Genomic DNA, 20441 nt, shown 5'->3' with positions numbered 1-20441 from the left:
ACCTGGGCACACCCCAGCGAGAGCACCTGTGCGGCGAGCAGCTGCTCACCGGGCGTTCGCTCGGTCTCCGGCTTCAGCACCGCACGCAAGACGTCGGGCGGGAAGTCGCGTTCCAGGCGTTCGAGCCGCAGTCGCTCGCGGTACGGCGCCTCGATCTCAGCGACTTGATCCCTTAGGGCGCGTTGACGGGCATCGATCTCCGCGATGCGCCTCTGGTACGCCTCCGCTTCCTCAGTGGAGACCAGCGGAACCTCGGTCTCGACGTACCCGTAGATCGACGCCATCAGGCGGTAGTAGTCCGTCTGCGGAATCGGATCGAACTTGTGGAAATGGCAGCGCGCGCAGTGAACCGTAAGGCCCAAGATGCCACGGCCGAGGGTGGCGATCACGTCGTCCAGGTACTCGTACCGGCGCTCCGGATTGTCCTTCTCGCGGAAGTTCACGCGGGGACCAGCACGCAGGAAGCCCGTTGCGATCATGGTCTCGTGGGTGGTCTCGTCCAGCTCGTCGCCCGCGACCTGCTCGATGATGAACTGGTCGAAGGGCTTGTCTTGGTTGAACGCGTCGATGACGTAGTCGCGATAGCGCCACGCGTTGGGCCGGTCGACGTCTTGCTCGAAGCCGTCGGAGTCCGCGTAGCGCGCCACGTCGAGCCAGTGTCGACCCCAACGCTCGCCGTAGTGGGGTGAGGCGAGCAGCCGATCGATCAGGCGTTCCCACGCCCCGGGTTCCATATCGGCTAGAAACGCCGCGGTCTCCTCCGGCGTGGGCGGGAGCCCGATCAGGTCGAGATGGGCGCGCCGAAGCAGCGTGAGCCGACCGGCTCGCGGTGCCGCGGTCACGCCGTTCGCCCGGCGCGTCCGCTCGAGAAAGCGATCGACGGGATGTTCAAACGGCAGAACCACCGGGACCGGGCTTTGCACCGGGAGCTTGAACGCCCAGTAATCCCTCGCCCCGGGCGGAAGCTCCGTCTCATCGAGCGCCTCCACCGGGTTGTCCACGGCGGTCGTCGGCCCATCGTCCCAGTGAGCCCCGTCGTCGATCCACGCTCGTACCGCGGCGATCTCCGCCACGGTCAACGAGGGGCCGTCCCTCGGCATCGAGGGTTCATCGAGCCCTGCGACCTTGCGGTAGAGGAGACTCTCCTCGGCGCGCCCCGGCACGATCGCCGCGCCGTGGCTACCTCCCCTCAGCGCGCCCTCGCGCGTACGTAGGTCGAGACCGGAACGCTGCTGGTCCTCACCGTGACAGTCCCAGCAACTCCGCTCCATGATGGGCCGGATGTCGTTGGTGAAGGCGGCGGGATTCTGGGCTTCGGCGCCGGTTGCCAGCACAGCGGCAGCCGCTAAGACCACGGCCGGCATCAGTCCGACGGACGTTGGGAGTGCGCGCATTGCCACCTCGCCTTGATCCCCTTCCCGCGAAACCGGCGATCAGGGGTTCTTCGAGCAAGAATAGGTGGCGTCCTCGCGTTTGGGAACAGGACCGGCACCATGCGGGTCCGTAAAGGCATGAATCGATCCCGCGTGCTGTACGCACTGGCTGCGGCCTTCTCGCTGCTGCCCGCAACCGTGTCGGCCCAAACCGTCGTGGTCCGTGTGCGCGGACCGGGATCGGACCCCGTATTTGGAGCGCTGACGTACCTCGTCGACCCAAGCGGGGCGACGGTCCAGACCGCGCTGACCGATGAGAGGGGGCGAGCACTCTTCATCGGCATTCCGGCGGCAACGTACAGGGTGCGGGTCGAGATGATCGGGATGGCGACCCGCGAGAGCGATCTCTTCGAAGTGGCCGAGGGCATGTCGGTTCCCCAGGACGTGCGGCTCGAGTCCAGCGCGATCCAGCTCGAAGGCATCGAGGTCGAGCTCGATGGCGGGCGCTGCACGCTCCATCCGGAGGAAGAAGGGCTGGCGATCGCCGTCGTCTGGGACGAGGCCCGCAAGGCGCTCAGCGCGGCGGCCTTCACGGATGAGCAGGGCGCGTACCGATACGAGACGATGATCTACAACCGTAGGCTCGATACGGACCACACGATCCTCAGCGAGGAAGAGACACGGCGCGAAGGGTACATGCAGACGCCCTTCGACAGCCGTCCCGCCGAAGACCTGGTCGCTAACGGCTTCGTCCAGGCCGATGGTCGCGACCAGCTCTACTTCGCACCCAACGCGAGCGTGCTGTTATCCGACGCGTTTCTCGATACGCACTGCTTCCGCTTGGCGCGTGACGGCGGCGCGACCGAAGGCCTGATTGGGCTCAGCTTCGAGCCTACAGGCGATAACAAGAGGGTCGCGGACATTGCCGGCACGATGTGGATCGACACTAAGACCTCCGAGCTCCGTTGGCTCGAGTTTCGTTACGAGTACCTCGATCCGGACATCTCGTCGCGCGGCGTCGGTGGCCGAGTGGACTTCAGGCGGATGCCGAACGGCACGTGGATCGTTCCTGAATGGTGGATCCGCATGCCGGTCGTCGCGCAGCGCACGGATTCCCAGGGCAGGCCGCGTCGCTTCGTGACCGGCTTCCATCAGACCGGGGGGCGCGTGTTGGAGGTTCGGGAAGCCGGAGGGCGCAGTCTCGGATCGCGAGTGCAGACCGGAGGCGTCGAAGGCGTCGTGGTGGACAGCCTCGGCATGGTGCGGCGGGGGGTCCGCGTGGGTGTGGTCGGTTCGAACCAGGAGGTCTATACGAACGCGGAAGGCCGGTACAGCATCACCGGCCTCAGCCCAGGTCGCTACCAGGTCCGCTTTATCGATCCGGAGTTGGAGCAATACGGTTTCGTCCCCAATCCGGTCGCCCGCGACATCATCCGAGGCGAGATGACCACGCTCGACCACCATATGCCGGCTGTGGGTGACGTCCTGTTCGAAGCGTGCAGGGGGCAGCCCCGTCCCGAAAACTCGGCGGTGCTGACCGGGCAAGTCCGTGACGCCCGTGCCCGTCCCGTCGCCGGCGCGACAGTGCGTGTCCTGTGGACGGACTATAGCGCCCCCTCGTTGGCCGAGCTCCTCGCCTTCGGCGGCGACGAGTCCGGCTTCGAAACGACCTCCGACGCCGGAGGCTTCTACATGTTCTGCCAGGTCCCCACCGACATGCCTCTTCAGGTCCAGGGCACGCTCGGTGAAGAGCGGTCGGAACGCTACACGGTGCGCATCGGCCTCGACCGGCGCGCCGAGCTGCTAGCCATCGAGATCGTTCGGAACTAGGTCGTCGAAGGAGCCCAACGCCCCTGAGCAGAACCGATCTGTTAGGAGGCCGGGTTGAGGCCCATCACCGCCAGGCCGTCACTGAGCTGGATGACCACGTACTGCCGTCCTTCGTGGACCCAACTCGACATGCCGTACCGGGTCCCACCCGGCAGCTCCACCGCACCGACACGCTCCCCGGTGCGCTTGTCGATCGCGAACAGGTGAGGAGTCCCGTCACTGGTCTGGCCTGAGGCCAAGAGCAGCGTAGGCGTCGCTACCATAACGGAGTGCCCTCTTCGGCCCTGGTTCACCTGAACGCCGGGGACCCCCTGAAGCAGCGGGTGATTCCGGATACGGTCCTGCTGGTCTTCCGGAGCATCGCCGTGGGGGATCACCCAGAGGTACTCACCCGTGTTCAGATCGATCGCGCTGATCCGACCGATGGGCCCCTTCCAGATCGAAAGGCCATCGACGGTCGTAGCGGCACCTCGGCCACCTCCGCCACCTCGGCCGCCTCGGCCGCCACGGCCGAATCCACTGCGGCTCCGAGAGAAGTCGGAGTGGGTAACGCCCGTCTGATTGGGGCCGTCCAACGGGGATTCGACGCCGGGGGACAGGAACACGGACCCGCACCCACTGTGCGAGGTGATGAAGATTACGCCCGCCACCGGATCCGCCACGGGGGGGCCGGTGATGTTCACGCCACCCGTATCCCCGGGACAGATCCGTCCAGGACCCGCTCCCTCCGGATTGCCCACATGCGTCGGTGGGTTGAAGAAGGGTGCGAACATGTTGCCGTTCCGTGCGACCTCCAGCGCCCGCCGTCGGATCTCGGGCGTATAGTCGATGAGCTGCTCTTCGGTCCGTCCCTGCAGATCGAACGGCGCCGGCTTGGTCGGGAACGGCTGGGTGGCCGCCAGCTTCTCGCCCGGCACCAGGGACTGCGGCACCGGCCGCTCCTCGATGGGCCAGATCGGCTCGCCCGTCTCGCGGTTCAGCGCATAGAGGAAGGCCTGCTTCGTGGCCTGGAACAGTCCCTTGATCTCTTCGCCATCGACTGTGACGTCCATCAAGATCGGGGCGGTGGGTGTGTCGTAGTTCCAGATGTCGTGATGGACCAACTGGTAGTGCCATCGCCGTTCGCCGGTCTCGACGTCCAGCGCGATGATGCTCGTGCTGAAGAGGTTGTCACCCGGACGAAAACCGCCGTAAAAGTCCATGGTGGCGCCGTTCGTCGGGATATAGACGAGGCCCAGCTCCGGGTCAGCCGACATCGGCGCCCACGACGACACGTCGCCGGTCCATTCCCACGCGTCGTTCTCCCACGTGTCATGCCCGAACTCGCCCGGACGAGGGATGACGTGGAACTTCCACTTCAAGTCTCCCGTGCGAGCGTCGTACGCCATGATGTCGCCCGGGATCATCTCGACCCGCGTCTGGTTGTACCCCTGCTCGGCCGAGTTCCCGACGATCACCACATCATTGACCACGATGGGCGGCGACGAAGTCGTGATATAGCCGATCTCCAACGGAATGCCCTGGTAGGGATCGTACTCCTGATTCAGGCTCTCCCACGGTTCCCAGCCCTCGATCAGATCCGCGAGCAGGTCCACGCTGCCGGAGGCAGGGAAGCCATCAATCGGCACGCCTTCCCCCCAACCTTCGAGCGGCTGACCGGTCTCGGCGTCCAACGCGTGAAGGAAGAAGCCAGGCGTCGAGATGTACACGACGCCCCTGCCATCGATCTCACCGTACGCGATTCCCTTTCCGTAACCGGCCCGCATGGAGTACTCCCAGCGAGCCGTGTTCGGCTCGGTGAAGCTCCACAGCAGCTCTCCAGTCGCTGGATCGAGGGCGACCACATGTCGACGGTATCCGGTGACCGTGATCAGCTTGCCATCGACATAAGTCGGCGTCGCGCGGGACGTGCTCGAACCGAAGCTCTCCGCCTGCCACTGCCACAGCACTTCGAGATCCTCGAAGTTGGCCGCGTTGATTTCGGTCGCCGGCGTGTAGCGCGTGTGCCACGCGTCCCCGCCGAGGAACGTCCACTGTCCGTCTTCCGTCCCCGGTCCCTGAGCCGCTACCGCCATCGGCGCCGAGATCAGTACGCCGAGCCCGAGTGTAAGCGAGATGAAAGGGGACAGACGCCGAAGCCGCCAGCAATTGTCGTTCGTCATGATCGTCTTCGCTCCCGGGTCCGGCCCGCTTCAGTGAGGGTCACCGCCGCCATCCTGACAGTCCGGGCCGCAGCGCGCAAGTTGCTTGACGGTGCGCGAGTGCGCGGACCGGCTATAGAGTAAGAACACCGCAGAGTAAGAACACCGCACGAACCAGAGAGAGTGATCATGAGACGCACGACGTCTGCCGTCCTCGGGCTCCTAGCCTGCCCCGCGCTGAGTTCGGCCCAGAACTTCGACGACATCCAGATCCGGACAGTGCGGGTCACCGAGTCCATCTACATGCTTCAGGGGAGCGGTGGGAACATCGGGGTCTCGATCGGGGACGACGGCACGTTCATCGTCGACGACCAATTCGCGCCGCTCACCGAGAAGATCACGGCGGCTATAGCTGAGCTGACCGACAACCCTGTCGACTTCGTCATCAACACCCACTGGCACTACGACCACACCGACGGGAACGAGAACTTCGGGAGGGCCGGCGCGATCATCGTGGCTCAAGAAAACAGCCGACGGCGGATGGAGACGGACCAGATCGTGTCTCTGTCCAACCGGCTCCAGGAGGCGTACTCGAAAGAGGGACTGCCCAAGATCACCTTCGGGGAATCCATCCGCTTCCACTACAACGACAACCAGATCGACATCGTCCACTTCGGGCCGGCGCATACGGACGGCGACGCCGTGGTGTTCTTCCGCGATTCGAACGTCATCCACACCGGTGACGTCTTCGTGCGCTACGGCCTGCCGTTCATCGATGGGCCGAACGGGGGAGCGATCAGCGGGATGATCGACGCCCTGTGGGGCATCGCGGGACTGATCGGGGACGATACGACGATTATCCCCGGCCATGGCCAGCTCTCCACGCGCACGGAGCTGCTGGAGTATCGCTCGATGCTCGTCACCATCCGTCAGCGGATCCGCGCCCACATCGCCGAGGGTCTCTCGGTGGATGAGGTCGTCGCCGCGAATCCGGCCCGAGGCTTCGCTGAGCCCGGCGCTGGCACAGAGCGCTGGGTGAGGGCCGCGTACGAGGACCTCCGGTGAGGGTCCCGCTACCCGTCAGACGTCTCCGGCTTTCGCCGCCTGCACCAGATTCTCCGCCGCACGGAAGGCGAGCGCCTGGATCGTCGTGGTGGGGTGATTGCGGCCACCGGTGGTGAGCGCTGTAGATTGCCGGTTCCAGTTGGGAGGAGCCATGAGCCACATTAGCCGAGCGCAGCGTCTGTTGGCGCTCCCACTCGCGCTTACGCTGTCCATTGGGTCCGCGTCCGCCCAGGCACGTGATGGCATCCCGGCGCTACCAGCTCTGGACCGGCAGGTCGTGCTCCGCACTGCCGAGGTACCTCGCATTCGCGTCGTGCCCATCGCGACCGGTCTCTCGCATCCATGGGGGATGGCGTTTCGGGACAACGGCGACATCCTGGTGACCGAACGCGACAAGGGCACGCTGCGCGTGATTCGTGACGGCCGGCTGCTGGAGCGAGCGATCCCCGGTGTGCCGGAAGTATTCTCGCGCAGCCCCCGCGCCGGGCTCATGGACGTCGCCCTTCACCCGGACGACGACCGCGTGGTGTATCTGACGTACACGAAGTCTATCGAGCGCGACGGAACGGATAGCCTGACGGTCGCGCTGGCCCGGGGTCGCCTCGACGCGGGCGTACTGACCGATGTGCGCGACATCTTCGTGGCGAAGGGGTGGGATCTGGGCATCGCGGCGTCCAAACTGCTCTTCGCCCCGGACGGGACGCTGTTCATGAGCGTCGGCGGCTCGTACGTGTTCGCGGAGACTGGGGAATACGCGCAGGACCCGAGCACACATTTCGGCAAGCTCCTGCGGCTGAACGCCGACGGTGAAGCCGCGGACGGTAATCCGTTCCTCGGTGACGCCGACTATTTGCCCGAGATCTATTCCCTGGGGCACCGAAACCAGATGGGCCTGGACTTTCATCCGGAGACCGGAGATCTGTGGGCGACGGAGAACGGACCTCAGGGTGGTGACGAAACCAACATCATCCGGCCGGGCCGTAACTACGGCTGGCCGCTCGCCTCGTACAGCCGTCAGTACAACGGCGCCCGAGTGACGGACACGCCGTGGCTCGTGGAGTTCGAGGAGCCGGAAATCCTTTGGTGGCCGTCGGTCGCGCCGACCGGATTGACCTTCTACACCGGCGAGCACTTCCCGGAGTGGCAGGGCAACCTCTTCGTCGGCTCGATGATGGTCGGGCGGATGCAGCGCACGGGGCACCTGGAACGGATCGTCTTCAACCGACTGGGTGAGGAGGTCAGGCGTGAGTGGTTGCTCACCGAGCTCAAGCAGCGTATCCGAGAAGTGAAACAGGGGCCGGACGGGTACCTCTATCTGCTGACCGACGAGGACGACGGAGCGCTGCTCCGGATCGAGCCGGCGCACGCGATCACCGCCTCCCCGGGCACGCGCTGGGCTGATGGGGCCGGCGATCGGCTGACGGAGCCCCGAGTGCCACCGCTCCCTGAGGCCGAGTGGACCGAGGATCAGCGCGCCGCTTTCGAGCGGCATGAAGCGGACGGCCACTCGATCAACGCGCTGCGCACGCTCGTGCGCGTGCCCGCTTTGGCCGACCGGATCCTTCCGTTCGCGCGCTACCTCGCGCAGGAGACCACGCTGTCTCCGCGCCACCGTGCGATGCTGATTCTGCGCACCGCATGGCTCACCCAGAGCGCCAACCTCTGGGCGACGCACGCGAGTCGAGCGAGCGACTCGAATTTGAGCGCCGAAGAGGTACTGCGCGTGGCGGAGGGGCCTGCCGAAGGCTGGAACGAGTTCGAGGCGCGCCTACTCGGGCTGGCCGACGAGCTCTTCACAAACTCGTCCGTCACCGACGAGACATGGCGGGCGCTCTCGGAGCGGTACGACCTCCACAACCTCATGGACGCCGTCGTGACGGTGACCGAGACCACGTCGCACGCGATCCTCTTCAACACCCTCGGGATCCAGCCCGACGACGACGCGACCGCGCGCATCCCCACCGATGAAGTCGCCTACCTCATCGAAGTCCCGGACCGGGAGCCACCGCTCACGGTGCCTCGAGTCGAGCCTGTGGAGGGCCGAGGGTTACGCGTCACGCGAACCTTCGAGCGGCACCCTGCGATGGCGGAGCACGCCGCGAATTCGGCGTACGTGCTGAATCCGGAGCGGACTCGAATGACCCCGCACGACCGCGAGCTGCTCATCCTCCGCACGGGCTGGAACACACAGGCGGTCTACGAATGGGCGAAGCACGTCGGCAGCGTAGGGCGCGCCCGCGATCATGGGCTGGAGCCGCTCTGGATCGCGCAGGGCAAGGACGCCCTCGGCTGGACCGACTACGAGAGGGCGCTGATCGACGCGGCAAACGAGATGCATCGGGATACGATGATCTCCGACGAGACCTGGGCCAGGCTGTCCGAGCGCTACGACACGCACCAGATGATGAGTGTGGCCGCCACGGTGGGGCGGTATCGCATGGTGTCCATGACGCTCAATGCGCTCGGGGTGCAGCCGCTCGCGGACGACGAGCTGTTTCCGAGACTCGAAGGCTACTGACTCCGAGCGGGTCTCGTTCGACATCTCACGCACCAACGCTGCCCGGCGAAGGGAACGTTCCTCGTTGCGCTCACCATCTTGCGGGCGATGCTTGTCGTATTCACCATCAGAGACGATCTGGTGCGAGTCATCTCTGCCCGTGACATGAGCCGGGGGGGGCGGAGGGTTTATGAGCAAGCGCGCGAAGTCTAGAAAAAGGATCCCCGACTTCAAGTCAGAAGCCGAGGGTTTCGCCTCGCTCCAGTCGAGGTAGTCCACGGAGTCGTGCCCCAGCCAGAACTCTCGCTCCTAACGGTTCTGGCGAATCTTCGTCCGTCCACGTCGACGATTTCGCTGCGTCTGCCGGATTTCATGCTGGCAGAGCTCAAGCTTCTGGCCCACCAGCGCGACGTCCCGTATCAGTCGCTGCTGAAGGTGTTCCTGGCTGAACGCCTGCAGGCCGAGCGTCGGCGTCGGGATCCGGTCGCGGGCTGATCCCCCCGGCTTTCTCGACTCCCGAACGTGCCGCAGAACTCCGCGGTACTGCCTGAGGCGGCGGCCCCGCCCTCGAAGCGGCGAACGACCGTCTGGGGGTCGATCCGGATGCCCGGACCGCTACACCCGACTGGTGCGGTGAGTCGCTGGACCTCGGGCTCGCGATCGACAGGCTGCGGAGGGAGAAGGCAGCTGACCTCTATTCGCGCCCGTCCCGCTCGGCCTCCCTCTCCTCGTAGCGTGCGCCGCTCAAGACGCTCGCAAGCGCGTAGTTACCCTCGTGACATGCGTACTCGTAGACGAGATCGTCGAACTTCTTCAACGGGATCTCGCCTCCCCAGGGTTCGGTGTATGTCGTCGGGTCCTCGATCGTGAACTCGTAGAGGATCGTCTCCGCGTCGACCCGCGTGAAGCGCTCTGTCACCTTCAGATGGTCCGTAGGTCGGATGCCCCGGAACGGATGCCTAGGATTGAAGTTGCTCGTCTCGACCACGAGCGTGTCGCCTTCCCAGTGCCCCCACGAGTCGCCGAACCACGGACGTAGCTGTTCGGGCAGCGGATCGGGCTCACCCAGCCGGATGATGCGCACGTCGTGGACCATTTCAGCCAGGATCATCACGTGATCGGCATTCTGCACGATCGTATAATTGTTGTTGTAGGCGGTGTTGGGCATCATCGGAGGTCCGGCGCTCGAGCCGAACGAAACGACGCACCGTTCCGCTAGGGGTCGAAGCTCCGGGTGGTCGTACTGGCCGAATTGGCTCCTGAAGTCCCTGTATTCCTGTTGGCGCCGCTCACCCTCGGGGGTGAGGGGCGGCCGTCGGCCGTTTGACGGACGGGTCACCAGAGACGTTCGGGGTTCGCCATTGACGATCGCTACCCGCGTGCCCCGATCCCAATAGACCTCGCTGTACTCCTGACCGGACAGTCGAGCTTCATTGCTCTGACCCTGCCTGGCGGTCCTCCCGCATGCGACCGTCCCTGGGCTAGCGGGGCAATCGCCATCCACCCGCTCGATTTCCTCGACTTCTTCCCATGTGAACACCGGTCCCCTACCCTCTCGCCGCTCGAACGGAGTGAGCGTCACGTTCGTCCAGCTCCCCTGCAGGTCCGGATGGCCGTCAGCTGTCCTTGGCACCACATAGTCCCCGCTGGCTGAGACCACCTCTTGCGCCGCGGCGGTCGAAACTACTCCCGGGGCTGCGATCAACACGAGAAGCGCAAGAAGCAGGAAGAAGTGCCCTCGGCCCGGGCGAGCCACCGTAACGCGACTGGTCATTTCGACCTCCATTCGAGAGTGCCCACGGACCTGATCCGTAGGCGATCCAAGCCCCGTGTGCCCAACCATGATAGGGGGGTCATGCGCGATGCGCTAAGAGGGCGGCCTAGCCCTCCAGCAAGCACTCGCGCGTCATCTCCTGCTGCGCGAGTCCGGCATAGAACGAGTTCCACGGGTGGCGAAAGCCGTGTCCTTCGTTCGCGCCCTCCATGTACGCCACGCCGAGGCCGTTGTCCCGTACGCGCTCGACGAGCTGTCGCGACTCGTTGACGGGCACGCGCGGATCGTTGGCTCCCTGGACGACCATGAGCCGGGACGTGATGCGCTCGGCGTTGTTGAGCGGCGAAATCGACTCCAAGAACTCCCGCATTTCCGGGATGCGCTCGTCGCCGTACTCGGCCCGTCTGAGGTCCCGACGGTAATCGGCCGTGTTCTCTAGGAACGTCACGAAGTTGCTGACACCCACGATGTCGATGCCGCAGCGGATTCGCGGGCTGTAGTGTACGAGCGACGCCAGCACCATGTAGCCTCCGTAGGACCCACCGATCACGGCCACCCTACTCTCGTCGAGCTCCGGCTGCTCGCCGATCCAGTCGAGAAGGGCTCCGATGTCCCGTACGGCGTCTTCCCGCAAATACTGATCGTCGAGCGTCGTGAACGTTCGCCCGTAACCGGTGGAGCCGCGCACGTTGGGGGTGATCAGCGTGATCCCGGCCTTTTCTGTAGGGCCCTGCCCCGTCTTGAGTCGGGCTTGGCTTTCCGGTCCACCGTGAATGTTGATGAGTACCGGCCGAGGGCCTTCACCCACTCCCGGATATACGAAGGCGGAGATCAGGCGGGGCTCGCCATCGATCGAGTCGAACGTTGGGTAACGGATGAGACGCGGATCCGGCACGTCACTCTCTGAGCTCTCGCCGCCCGCCCAGAGCGTGAGCTCATGGCTCCGGAGATCGTAGGTATAGCCGCGAACTACCCCGAGCGGGTCGGAGTGGCTGACCAACAGCAGCGGCTGCTCGGCGTGGAGCCTCGCCGAAAACTCGCCCGACGAGAACAGCTCGAGAGAGTGAATCTCCTCCCCGAGCGGATCGCTCGTGTAGTGTCTCGTCCTGCCGTCCTCGTTCACGGCGATCAGGAGCAACTCGCCGTCGCCCGTCTGCTGGACCGAGGAGACGTCCCAAGGGATCTCGTCGGAGAGAATCGCTTCCTCGCCCGTGCGAAGCTCCAGCCGCCTCAAGAGCGCGAATTCGGTCCCCCGATCACTGGTGTAGTACAGCGCGCTCCCGTCTCGACTCCACTGAGGAGAGCCATGCCGCACCGCACCGTCCGCGTCGTCGGTGATTCGCCTTAGAGTACCTGTGCCGATGTCCAACACGTGGAGCTCGTTCTCCAGGCTCGACACGACATGGACGAGCAGGAGCTCATCGGCTGTGCGAGACCAGTCGACAACACCCCACGTCCCCTCGACCTCCAGAATTCGTCGGTCTGACCTTGGGTCGAGCGGGTCTAGGAGGTAGACGTCGAAGTCGGTGCCGTTTCTGCGCGTGCTGCCGTACGCGATCCGAGGGCCATCCGGCTCGAAGGCGCCGAATTGCGCGCGCTCGGATTCGGAGGTGAGGAGAACGGGATCGCCGTCTCCCAGGTCCCAGCGGTACAAGCGATACTGCTCGTCACCGTCGGTATCCCAGCTGAGCACCATGTACTCGCGACCAGGATCGCCGTGGATCCCGGCTACGTTGCGCGGGATCCGCGGGAGGAAGACCGCGTCCCCCGCCGGACGCGACAGCGTGTGGAGCCGGGAATCGAGGATCATGCGGCGGGCCTGCACCAGCAGGCCCGAGCCGTTCGGCATCCAGGCGACGAGGCTCTTCGACTGCCGGGACTTCCAGAGCTGGCCGGCATTGTCCAGGACCGGGCCCCACGCCACACGCCCGACGCTTTCAGCGGTAATCGCCGGCGGTCTCGGCACCCCGATAAACGCCAAAACGAGCACCAGATGGATGGGCAACGTCACCAAGCCTAGTGCGCCCCACTTCATGATCCTCCGCATCGGTCCGGCTCCCCCTCCACGTAGATCACACTGCCTGAGAACCAAGGCCTCGAAGCTGGGCCGTGGTTCAGCCCTCCGACCACTACGGCATCGAAGCCCGATCGTTTCGAGGACGACGAGCGATACGTTTCGGCATGCGGTAGCGCATTCCGGTACTCCTGCCGATCTTGAGAGGCCTCCCGCCCTTGGATGCCATGCACTCGAGGGTTCTGCGGACGATCGCTCACACCGTTTCGCCCCGTGCGGACCCGCTATAGGAGGTGTCACCATGAAGGATATGCTTCGGCCCGGCTCTTGGCTCACGACCCTCGCGGCGATCGCCGTCATGGGTTCGAATGCCGACGCCCAGACCTACCCGGTCGACCTCTACGAGAACCTGCAGTGGGAGAACATCGGCCCGGCGCGGGGTGGTCGCAGCACCGCGGTGGCGGGTAGTGAGGCGCGGCCGCTCGAGTACTACTTCGGGGCCGACGGTGGCGGTCTTTGGAAGACCTCGGACGCGGGAACGTCGTGGAGCCCCGTCACGGACCACCAGATCGGCAGCTCGTCCGTGGGCGCCGTGCAGGTCTGCGAGGCGAACCCGGACGTCGTCTATATCGGCACCGGCGAGACGGAGATCCGTGGCAACATCCAGCAGGGCGACGGTGTGTATCGCTCGGATGACGCAGGTGAGACGTGGACCCACGTCGGCCTCGAGGCTTCCCAGAACTTCTCACGCATCCGCATTCACCCGACCGACTGCAACACGGCGTGGGTCGCCGCGTGGGGACAGCACTCCGCCCCGAATCCCGAGCGAGGCGTCTACAAGACCACCGACGGTGGCGATAGCTGGAGGCTCGTGCTGGCGCGCGACGAACGCACCGGGGCGCAGGACATCAGCCTCGACCCCAACAACCCCGACGTGATGTATGCGGCCCTCTGGGAAGCGTGGCGCAAGTCGTGGGGCATGAGCTCGGGCGGTCCCGGAAGCGGTCTGTTCAAGTCCGTGGACGGTGGTGAGAGCTGGTCCGAACTCACGCGGGCGCCGGGCATGCCCCAAGGCGTGATCGGCAAGATCGGCGTGGCGGTCTCGCCGGCCGACCCGAATCGCGTGTGGGCGCAAATCGAGGCGGCCGAGGGTGGGTTGTTCCGCTCCGACGATGCCGGACTCACCTGGGAGCTCATCAACGCCGACCGGAGCCTTCGCCAACGGGCGTTCTACTACACGCGCGTGTACGCCGATCCGCTGGATCGGGACGTGATGTATGCCCTTAATACTGGCATGTACCGGTCGACCGACGGTGGAGTGACCATGACCAGGATCGAGGTGCCGCACGGCGACAACCACGACCTGTGGATCGCACCCAACGATCGCGACCGTATGATCAACGCGAACGACGGCGGCGGCAACGTCTCGGTCAACGGGGGTGAGACCTGGACGGATCAGGACTTCAAGACCGCGCAGTTCTATCGCGTGACGACCACGAATCACTTCCCCTATCACATCTGCGGCGCCCAGCAGGACAACTCCACGGCGTGCGTGCCGAGTGGTGGTTGGGATCACTTGTACGGCGGGGACGGTGGGGAGCGCTTCCTGTACGACGCGGGGGGTGGCGAGAGCGGCTACATCGCATCGCACCCGGACCGTCCCGAGATCCTGTACGCCGGCTCGCACTCGGGTACGCTCACGCGCAAGAATCAAGCGAACGGACAGTCGCGCGCGATCAACATCTGGCCGGAGAACCCCATGGGGCAGTCTTCGGCGTCGCTGGTCGAACGGGTGCAGTGGACGTTCCCCATCGTGTTCAGCAACCACGACTCGAACGTGCTTTACGTGACGAGCCAGCATGTGTGGAAGACCGAGAACGAGGGGCAGAGCTTCACGCGCATCAGCCCGGACCTCACCAGGGCCGATCCCGAGACGATGATCGAGTCGGGCGGTCCGATCACGAAGGACCAGACCGGCGTCGAGGTCTACGCGACGGTCTTCGCACTGGCGCCCTCGTTCCACGATCCGGACGTGATCTGGGCGGGGTCGGACGACGGGCTCGTGCACGTCACGCGTAACGCGTCTGCGGCCGAGCCGACTTGGACCGACGTCACGCCTCCCGACGCTCCGGACTTCGTACGCATCAACACCATCGAGGCGTCTCCGACGACGCCTGGCAAAGCGTACGTGGCCGGGATCCGCTACCTCGTCGACAACGACCGTGCTCCCTACGTGTGGAGGACCGAGGACTACGGTCGCTCGTGGACCAAGATCGTCGACGGGATCGGCGAGGACGATTTCGTGCGTTCCGTGCGGGAGGACCCACAGACCCCTGGGCTGCTCTTCGCGGGCTCGGAGACCACGGTCTACGTCTCGTGGAACGACGGCCAGACCTGGCAGTCGCTCGCGCAGAATCTGCCCACCGTGCAGGTCGCGGATCTGGTCGTGAAGGGCGACGACATCGTGCTCGGCACGCACGGGCGGTCGTTCTGGGTCATGCGTGACATCACGCCGCTCCGTGAGATGAGCGCGCAGGTCGCCGAGGCCGACATGCACCTCTACGGTCCGGTGGACACGTACAGAGGCGTCGGCAATGGAGTGCAGGTTCGTTACTACCTCAAAGACGACTCGGACGTGACCCTCGAGTTCCTCGACGGGGACGGTACGCTCATCGAGTCGTTCCAGGGCGATGCCACGGTCAGCGACGCCGCGCCACAGCGGGGCCGGCGCCGTTTCGGGGGCGGTGAGCGTTCGAGACCTTCCGGCAAGGCGGGTGCCCACACGTTCATGTGGGATCTGCGCTACCCCGGATACGTCGACTTCGAGGGCATGATCTTCTGGTCCGGTTCCAACCAGGGACCGGTGGTTCTTCCCGACACGTATACGGTGCGCTTATCCGCGAACGGTGACACGCAATCGAGGACTTTCGAGGTCAAGCTGGATCCGAGGAACGAGGCGGTGACCATCGCGCAGCTGTCGGCACAGCTCACGCTGGCGCTCGCGATCCGGGACAAGGTCACCGCAGCCAACGAGGCCGTCATCGACATCCGCGCCATCAAGGGCGAGGTCGACGATCGGCAGGGGCGCACCAACAACACCGAGATCCACGAGCAGGGCGACATGGTCAAGGACAAGCTCGGTGACGTGGAGTCGCAGATCTACCAGGTGAAGAACGAGAGCCGGCAGGATCCTCTCAACTTCCCCATCAAGATCAACAACAAGCTGGCCGCGCTCATGAACGGCGTGTCCCGTGGGGACTTCCCTCCCACCGAGCAGTCGCGTCAGGTATTCGATCGACTGGACGGTTTGCTACAGGAGGAGATGACCCGGCTTCAACTCATCATCGATCAGGATCTCGCGCGCTTGAACGAGCTGCTGCGCGAGGAGGGACTGGAAGCGATCACGATCCGCAGGATCATCAGTTAGCCGTGGAAACGGTGGGCCCCGGTGCCGCGGGGCCCACCGTTTCCACAGGCGTCCGGCCTCGCCCCGTGGGTCGCGCTTCGCGCTCTGAGCACGTAGATATACCAAGAACGATCGGGCTGGCCCGTCAGGACACTCCGTTACGGGCACTGCGGTTACTGTAGCAACCTCGCGGCCGTGGGTATTCGCGGGATCGCGCTGAAGGAGGCGGCATGAAACTCGGTTCCCGGCTTGCAGCTGTACTCGTGAGCCTGCTGCCGTTTCCGGTCGCCTCGCAGGACATTGAGCAGTTATACCAGCCCGCCTGCGACGACGGAGACGTGATCGCCTGCTACGTCTTAGGGCTCATGTACGAGAAGGGAGAAGGCGTCACGCGGAATCCCTCGCGTGCCGCGAATCTCTACCAGCGAGCCTGCGAGGGCGGCGAGCTCATGGGCTGCACGGGTCTCGGCCTCCTGTATGAAGCCGGGATCGGCGTTGCTCAGGATGCCGCACGCGCGGCAGGCCTCTTCCACGTCGCTTGCGAAGGGGGCGAAAAGCTGGGGTGCGACCGGCTCGGGAAAGTGGGGCAGCGGGGGGGAGACGCACCGACCGAGCGGTTCTCCAAATCCGGCCGGGTCGGTGATACGGATTCCGGGGAGGTGCTCAGCGAGGCGATCGTGGAAGTGCTGGCGCTCGGAATTCGGGCGATTTCCGACGCGACAGGTCGGTTCGAGCTCGTCGGCCTCCCGGCCGGCCGGCACCTACTGAGGATCTCGCGCGTTGGCTATGAGCTCTTGAACGGCGTGTTGGAGGTTCCCGGGAACCCGGACTTCATTGTTCTCCTCGACCCTGACGAAGTGGGCGATCGATTCGCGTTGGGGCGAATCGAAGGGCAGGTGACCGAAGATGGAGACCGAGCACTCTCGGACGTGAACATCACGGTGCTGGCCCAGCCGCGCGGGGGTTCGCACAGCAACCAGCAGGGCCGTTTCACTCTGAGGGACTTGGAGCCTGGCCTGGCGGAGATCCGATTCGTGCGCCTGGGCTACGCCCCCCGCACGGCGACACTGATCGTGCAACCCGGCAGAACGGTCGAGCTCTCCGTGACGATGTCCACTCAACCGATCGAGCTCGAGGCGATCCAGGTGACCGTCCGCTCCAGCTACCTCGAGCAGAACGGGTTCTTCCGGAGGGCCAAGGACGGCCTGGGTAACCATTTCACCCCGCAAGAGATCGAGAGGATCGATCCCACGGTGGTATCCGACCTCTTTCGGCGCGTTCCCGGCATCAGGCTACAGTATGGGCTGGCCGGTGAGACCCGAGTCGTCAGCAGGCGGAGCACCAGTCTAACTCTGGGTCCGTGTCCGCTGCCGGTGTACCTGGACGGAATACGGATGGTTGATTGGAATCTCGACCGCGTCTCTCCGCAGGAAGTCGAGGCGATCGAGGTCTACCACGGCGTTTCCACGCCAATCGAGTACACTTCGATGTTCAGCACCTGCGGCGTCGTCCTCATTTGGACTCGGAGGTGAGCGAGCAGGACCACGCGTGCGATTACCGGTGTACCTGACGTCATAGCAGAGTGACCGGACCGTGACTCGCGCCTCCGCCCAGGGACTCCATGCGAACCTCCATTCGACCATTCGACGCTAGGGTCTCCGCGGTCGGGGGAACGGTTCTCGCTCTCCTACTCGGCCCGGCGAGCGTTCTCTCCCAAACCACGCCCGCCGACTCCGCTGAGGTTCTCGAGAACGTGCATGAGCTTCAGCGGGAGTTCGAGCGCTTCCGTGAGAGTCGCATCCCCGTCGAGATGGAGCGGCCCGGGGGGCGCTGCGACGAGCGCATCGGTCGCATCTGCATCTGGTTCGGCGGCGAGGAGGAGGAGGACTTTCCCAGTGAGTTTCGCGAGGTCGGACAGGCACGCGTCGAGTTGATCCGATCCCTGTTCGACGCCTTCGAACAGGTCAGTGACCGCTGGGTTATCGGGCAACTGGTCCACTACCTCGTGGAAAGTCGAAACATGGGGGAGGCACAGCGGGTCGCAACGGAATGCGGGATCCGGGAGACGTGGTGGTGCTCCGCGCTTCTCGGCTACGTCCTCCATGTGTGGACCGAGTACGTCGACGCGGAGGCCGCCTTCCGTGAGGCACTCGCTGCCATGCCGGACGAGGAGCGGCAGGAGTGGACGACGCCCCGCTACATCTTCACTAGAGACGCCGAGGAAGAATTCAACAGCGCTTCCCCGATGGAGCGTGAGCGCCAGTGGGAGCTCTTCTGGCGCCTGTCGGATCCGCTCTTCCTTTTCGAGGGCAACGATCGCCTGACGGACCATTTTGCTCGGTGGGTCGTGGCCAAGAACCGAGAGGACGCGGCCACTCCGTTGGGATTGGAGTGGGAGGAGGACATGGAAGAGACGCTGATCCGCTACGGGAGGAACACCGGGTACAGCCGCACCCACAACCCAGGGAGAGGCTTCGGTGGGCTACAGGACACCCGCCGGATGGTCGGACATCACCATCCGAAGAGCAGGGGATACCTCTTCCCCGAGGACTTCCTGGAGTCGCCCTCGGACATTCCCGCGGAGAGCTGGATCACCGCACCGCGAGAGGCGAGAACGTGGTACGCGCCGCCGTACGCCCCCGAGATGCGCGGATTGGAGACACAGGTCGGCCGCTTCCGGAGAGGCGACCAGATGCTGGTCGTCGGTGCCTACCGGCCCACCGTTCCCGACGTCGACGCCAGCGGACGCGTGCTCTCGGCATGGGGGACCGATGGCGGCCTCGAGGGGCCCGCTCACGCGGCGCTCTTCCTGGTTCCGGAGGACGGAGAGGAGTCCGTCTCCGTCCAGGGCAGCGACCCCGAAGGCGTGCTCACCATCCAGGCATGGCCCAGCCGGTATGTGAGCAGCCTCGAGGTGGTGGACCTGGAAGGGAAGCAGGCGTGGCGCGCACGGCAGGGTGTGGTTCAGCTCCCGTTGACGCCGGGCTTGGTCGACGTATCGGACCTGATGATCCTGAGGGAAGGGACGCCCCTACCGGAATCCCTCGATGAGGCGATACCGGACGTGCGGCCCGGTGTGCGGCTGAGGCCGGGCGAGCGCTTCCCCGTTGTCTGGGAGGTCTACGGGCTTCGCATCCGGGAGCCGGTCCGGGTCACCATCGGGTTCAGCCGGGGTCGTCCGGGCTTCCTTACGCGGGTGGGAGAGTTCCTGGGCGTAATCGAACCGGACGAGCGCGTGGACATCACGTTCGACGAGACGGGCCCCGACCGCGTGCAGACGGTGTTCCGCTCCTTGGAGTTGCAGCTTCCCGATCTGGAGCCGGGCGAGTACACGCTCCACCTGCAACTCGACCTCTTCGGCCGGACGCCGGTGGTGACGAGCCGACCGATCATCGTGGAGGGGTGAAGAGGTTGATGATGCTTCGAGGCCTCGTACCGATCCTCTGCATTCTGGCGGCAACGCCAGCGGGGAACGGCGATACGCCACTCCCTTCTCCCCCAAGGGCTCTTCCGTTCTTCTACGACCTGTACACGTTTCGCAGCGACGGGGGCGGCACCACGGTCGTAGCGGCGGTCGCGGTGCCGGTGAGGAGGCTCCGCGCCGAGAGGATCGACAGACGAGTTCGTTATCGCTTCGACGTGAGGTTCGTGTTGGCCGACACCGCGCGGCTCTCCGTATTCTCCACCATCGACTCCGTGTTCGTCAGCGTGCCGCGTGCGCTGCCCGGGCAGCACCTGCTGCACACCTACGTCGAGGTCGAGGCGCAGCCCTCAGCCACCACGCTACAGCGCCTGATCGTAACCGACGCCGCCAGGCCCGGGAGAGGGCAACTCTATACCACGCCCTTCATCATCCCCGACTACAGCGGCACCGACCTGATGCTCAGCGATATCGCGTTCGGGCTGCCCGACGCGAAGACCGGCTGGTCTCGCCGCGGAGTAACGCTCGCCCTCTTGCCCACAAGTCAGTTCCCTGAAAGCTCCTTCGACGTCTACTACGAGATCTACAATCTCCCCTCGGGCAACCTGTACGAGACCGAGATCTCGATCGAGCCCCTCGACGACCCTGACGGCGAAGACCGAGCAGTCCGCGCGCTCTTCTCCGGTGAGTCGGCAGCCCGGGCGGACGGCTCTCTGGGGGAGCTGCGTCGCGTGGAATCGGCCCTCCCCAAGGGACGCTACCGCTTCACGGTAACCGTCAGAGACATGGTCAGCGGCCGTACCGCGGCGAGCTCGCGCCTTGTTCAGGTCCGCGGATGGAGAAGCGGGACGACGCTGGTCCTTGCCATGCCACGCGGAGTCGGGCGCCGGGGGAACAAAGAGTGATCTCCAGCGAGGAGA

General features: G+C 65.2%; 13 protein-coding genes. 8 read left to right on the top strand and 5 right to left on the bottom strand.

The features are described 5' to 3' along the window. Nucleotides 1-1394 (bottom strand): DUF1549 domain-containing protein (locus tag IIB36_16005; protein ID MCH7533240.1); only part of this gene is annotated, 1394 nt, incomplete at its 3' end. Nucleotides 1395-1493: 99 nt separating this feature from the next. Here IIB36_16005 and IIB36_16000 point away from each other — a divergent pair. Continuing rightward, the gene (locus IIB36_16000; protein ID MCH7533239.1) at nt 1494-3203 is read left to right on the top strand and encodes a carboxypeptidase regulatory-like domain-containing protein; all 1710 of its coding nucleotides are present in this window, start codon (nt 1494-1496) and stop codon (nt 3201-3203) included. 41 nt (nt 3204-3244) lie between these two features. On the opposite strand, the gene IIB36_15995 is transcribed toward IIB36_16000, so the two are convergent. Further along, a complete protein-coding gene (locus IIB36_15995) occupies nt 3245-5365 on the bottom strand; it encodes a PQQ-binding-like beta-propeller repeat protein (protein ID MCH7533238.1) in 2121 nt (706 codons plus the stop codon). A gap of 168 nt (nt 5366-5533) precedes the next feature. Between IIB36_15995 and IIB36_15990 the strand changes: the two genes are divergently transcribed. After that, nucleotides 5534-6409 carry an MBL fold metallo-hydrolase gene (locus IIB36_15990; GenBank protein MCH7533237.1) on the top strand — a complete coding sequence of 292 codons (876 nt, stop codon included), beginning with the start codon at nt 5534-5536 and terminating at the stop codon, nt 6407-6409. Nucleotides 6410-6424: 15 nt separating this feature from the next. Here IIB36_15990 and IIB36_15985 read toward each other — a convergent pair whose 3' ends face one another. After that, nucleotides 6425-6562, bottom strand: a complete 138-nt coding sequence (locus IIB36_15985; GenBank protein MCH7533236.1) for a hypothetical protein — start codon at nt 6560-6562, stop codon at nt 6425-6427. Here IIB36_15985 and IIB36_15980 point away from each other — a divergent pair. Both IIB36_15980 and IIB36_15975 read left to right on the top strand, forming a co-directional pair. After that, nucleotides 6561-8927, top strand: a complete 2367-nt coding sequence (locus IIB36_15980) for a PQQ-dependent sugar dehydrogenase (protein ID MCH7533235.1) — start codon at nt 6561-6563, stop codon at nt 8925-8927. The two genes, IIB36_15985 and IIB36_15980, sit on opposite strands and share 2 nt — an antisense overlap. 264 nt (nt 8928-9191) lie before the next feature. Then, on the top strand, nt 9192-9401 hold the full coding sequence (locus IIB36_15975) for a hypothetical protein (GenBank protein MCH7533234.1): 210 nt from the start codon (nt 9192-9194) through the stop codon (nt 9399-9401). Nucleotides 9402-9600: 199 nt separating this feature from the next. Here the strand turns inward: IIB36_15975 and IIB36_15970 are convergent, their stop codons facing one another. Next, nucleotides 9601-10680, bottom strand: coding sequence for a hypothetical protein (locus tag IIB36_15970; protein ID MCH7533233.1), 1080 nt, complete (start codon nt 10678-10680; stop codon nt 9601-9603). Between the two features lie 106 nt (nt 10681-10786). Then, nucleotides 10787-12727: a S9 family peptidase gene (locus IIB36_15965; protein MCH7533232.1), complete on the bottom strand. Its 1941-nt coding sequence runs from the start codon at nt 12725-12727 to the stop codon at nt 10787-10789. A 268-nt stretch (nt 12728-12995) separates the two neighbouring features. Between IIB36_15965 and IIB36_15960 the strand changes: the two genes are divergently transcribed. The 4 genes from IIB36_15960 to IIB36_15945 all read left to right on the top strand — a co-directional run bounded on the left by IIB36_15960 (nt 12996) and on the right by IIB36_15945 (nt 20426). Then, nucleotides 12996-16121, top strand: a complete 3126-nt coding sequence (locus IIB36_15960) for a glycosyl hydrolase (protein ID MCH7533231.1) — start codon at nt 12996-12998, stop codon at nt 16119-16121. Nucleotides 16122-16330: 209 nt separating this feature from the next. Next, entirely contained in the window at nt 16331-17632 is a 1302-nt protein-coding gene (locus IIB36_15955; GenBank protein MCH7533230.1) for a carboxypeptidase regulatory-like domain-containing protein, read from the top strand. 89 nt (nt 17633-17721) lie between these two features. Next, nucleotides 17722-19506, top strand: coding sequence for a hypothetical protein (locus IIB36_15950; GenBank protein MCH7533229.1), 1785 nt, complete (start codon nt 17722-17724; stop codon nt 19504-19506). Then, nucleotides 19503-20426 carry a hypothetical protein gene (locus IIB36_15945; GenBank protein MCH7533228.1) on the top strand — a complete coding sequence of 308 codons (924 nt, stop codon included), beginning with the start codon at nt 19503-19505 and terminating at the stop codon, nt 20424-20426. Before IIB36_15950 ends, IIB36_15945 begins: the two co-directional genes overlap by 4 nt. The last annotated feature ends 15 nt before the right edge of the window (nt 20427-20441 follow it).

The organism is Gemmatimonadota bacterium (genome assembly GCA_022560615.1).
GTDB lineage: Bacteria > Gemmatimonadota > Gemmatimonadetes > Longimicrobiales > Gaopeijiaceae > UBA1138.
The sequence above is the reverse complement of the archived record's forward strand: the minus strand, read 5'-3'. Positions and strand labels throughout refer to the sequence as shown.

Excerpts from the sequence above, each read along its gene's own strand:
- IIB36_16000 (MCH7533239.1), top strand. The coding sequence starts at position 1,494 with ATGCGGGTCCGTAAAGGCATGAATCGATCCCGCGTGCTGTACGCACTG.
- IIB36_15950 (MCH7533229.1), top strand. The coding sequence starts at position 17,722 with ATGCGAACCTCCATTCGACCATTCGACGCTAGGGTCTCCGCGGTCGGG.
- IIB36_15980 (MCH7533235.1), top strand. The coding sequence starts at position 6,561 with ATGAGCCACATTAGCCGAGCGCAGCGTCTGTTGGCGCTCCCACTCGCG.
- IIB36_15965 (MCH7533232.1), bottom strand. The coding sequence starts at position 12,727 with ATGCGGAGGATCATGAAGTGGGGCGCACTAGGCTTGGTGACGTTGCCC.
- IIB36_15995 (MCH7533238.1), bottom strand. The coding sequence starts at position 5,365 with ATGACGAACGACAATTGCTGGCGGCTTCGGCGTCTGTCCCCTTTCATC.
- IIB36_15955 (MCH7533230.1), top strand. The coding sequence starts at position 16,331 with ATGAAACTCGGTTCCCGGCTTGCAGCTGTACTCGTGAGCCTGCTGCCG.
- IIB36_15960 (MCH7533231.1), top strand. The coding sequence starts at position 12,996 with ATGAAGGATATGCTTCGGCCCGGCTCTTGGCTCACGACCCTCGCGGCG.
- IIB36_15985 (MCH7533236.1), bottom strand. The coding sequence starts at position 6,562 with ATGGCTCCTCCCAACTGGAACCGGCAATCTACAGCGCTCACCACCGGT.
- IIB36_15970 (MCH7533233.1), bottom strand. The coding sequence starts at position 10,680 with ATGACCAGTCGCGTTACGGTGGCTCGCCCGGGCCGAGGGCACTTCTTC.
- IIB36_15990 (MCH7533237.1), top strand. The coding sequence starts at position 5,534 with ATGAGACGCACGACGTCTGCCGTCCTCGGGCTCCTAGCCTGCCCCGCG.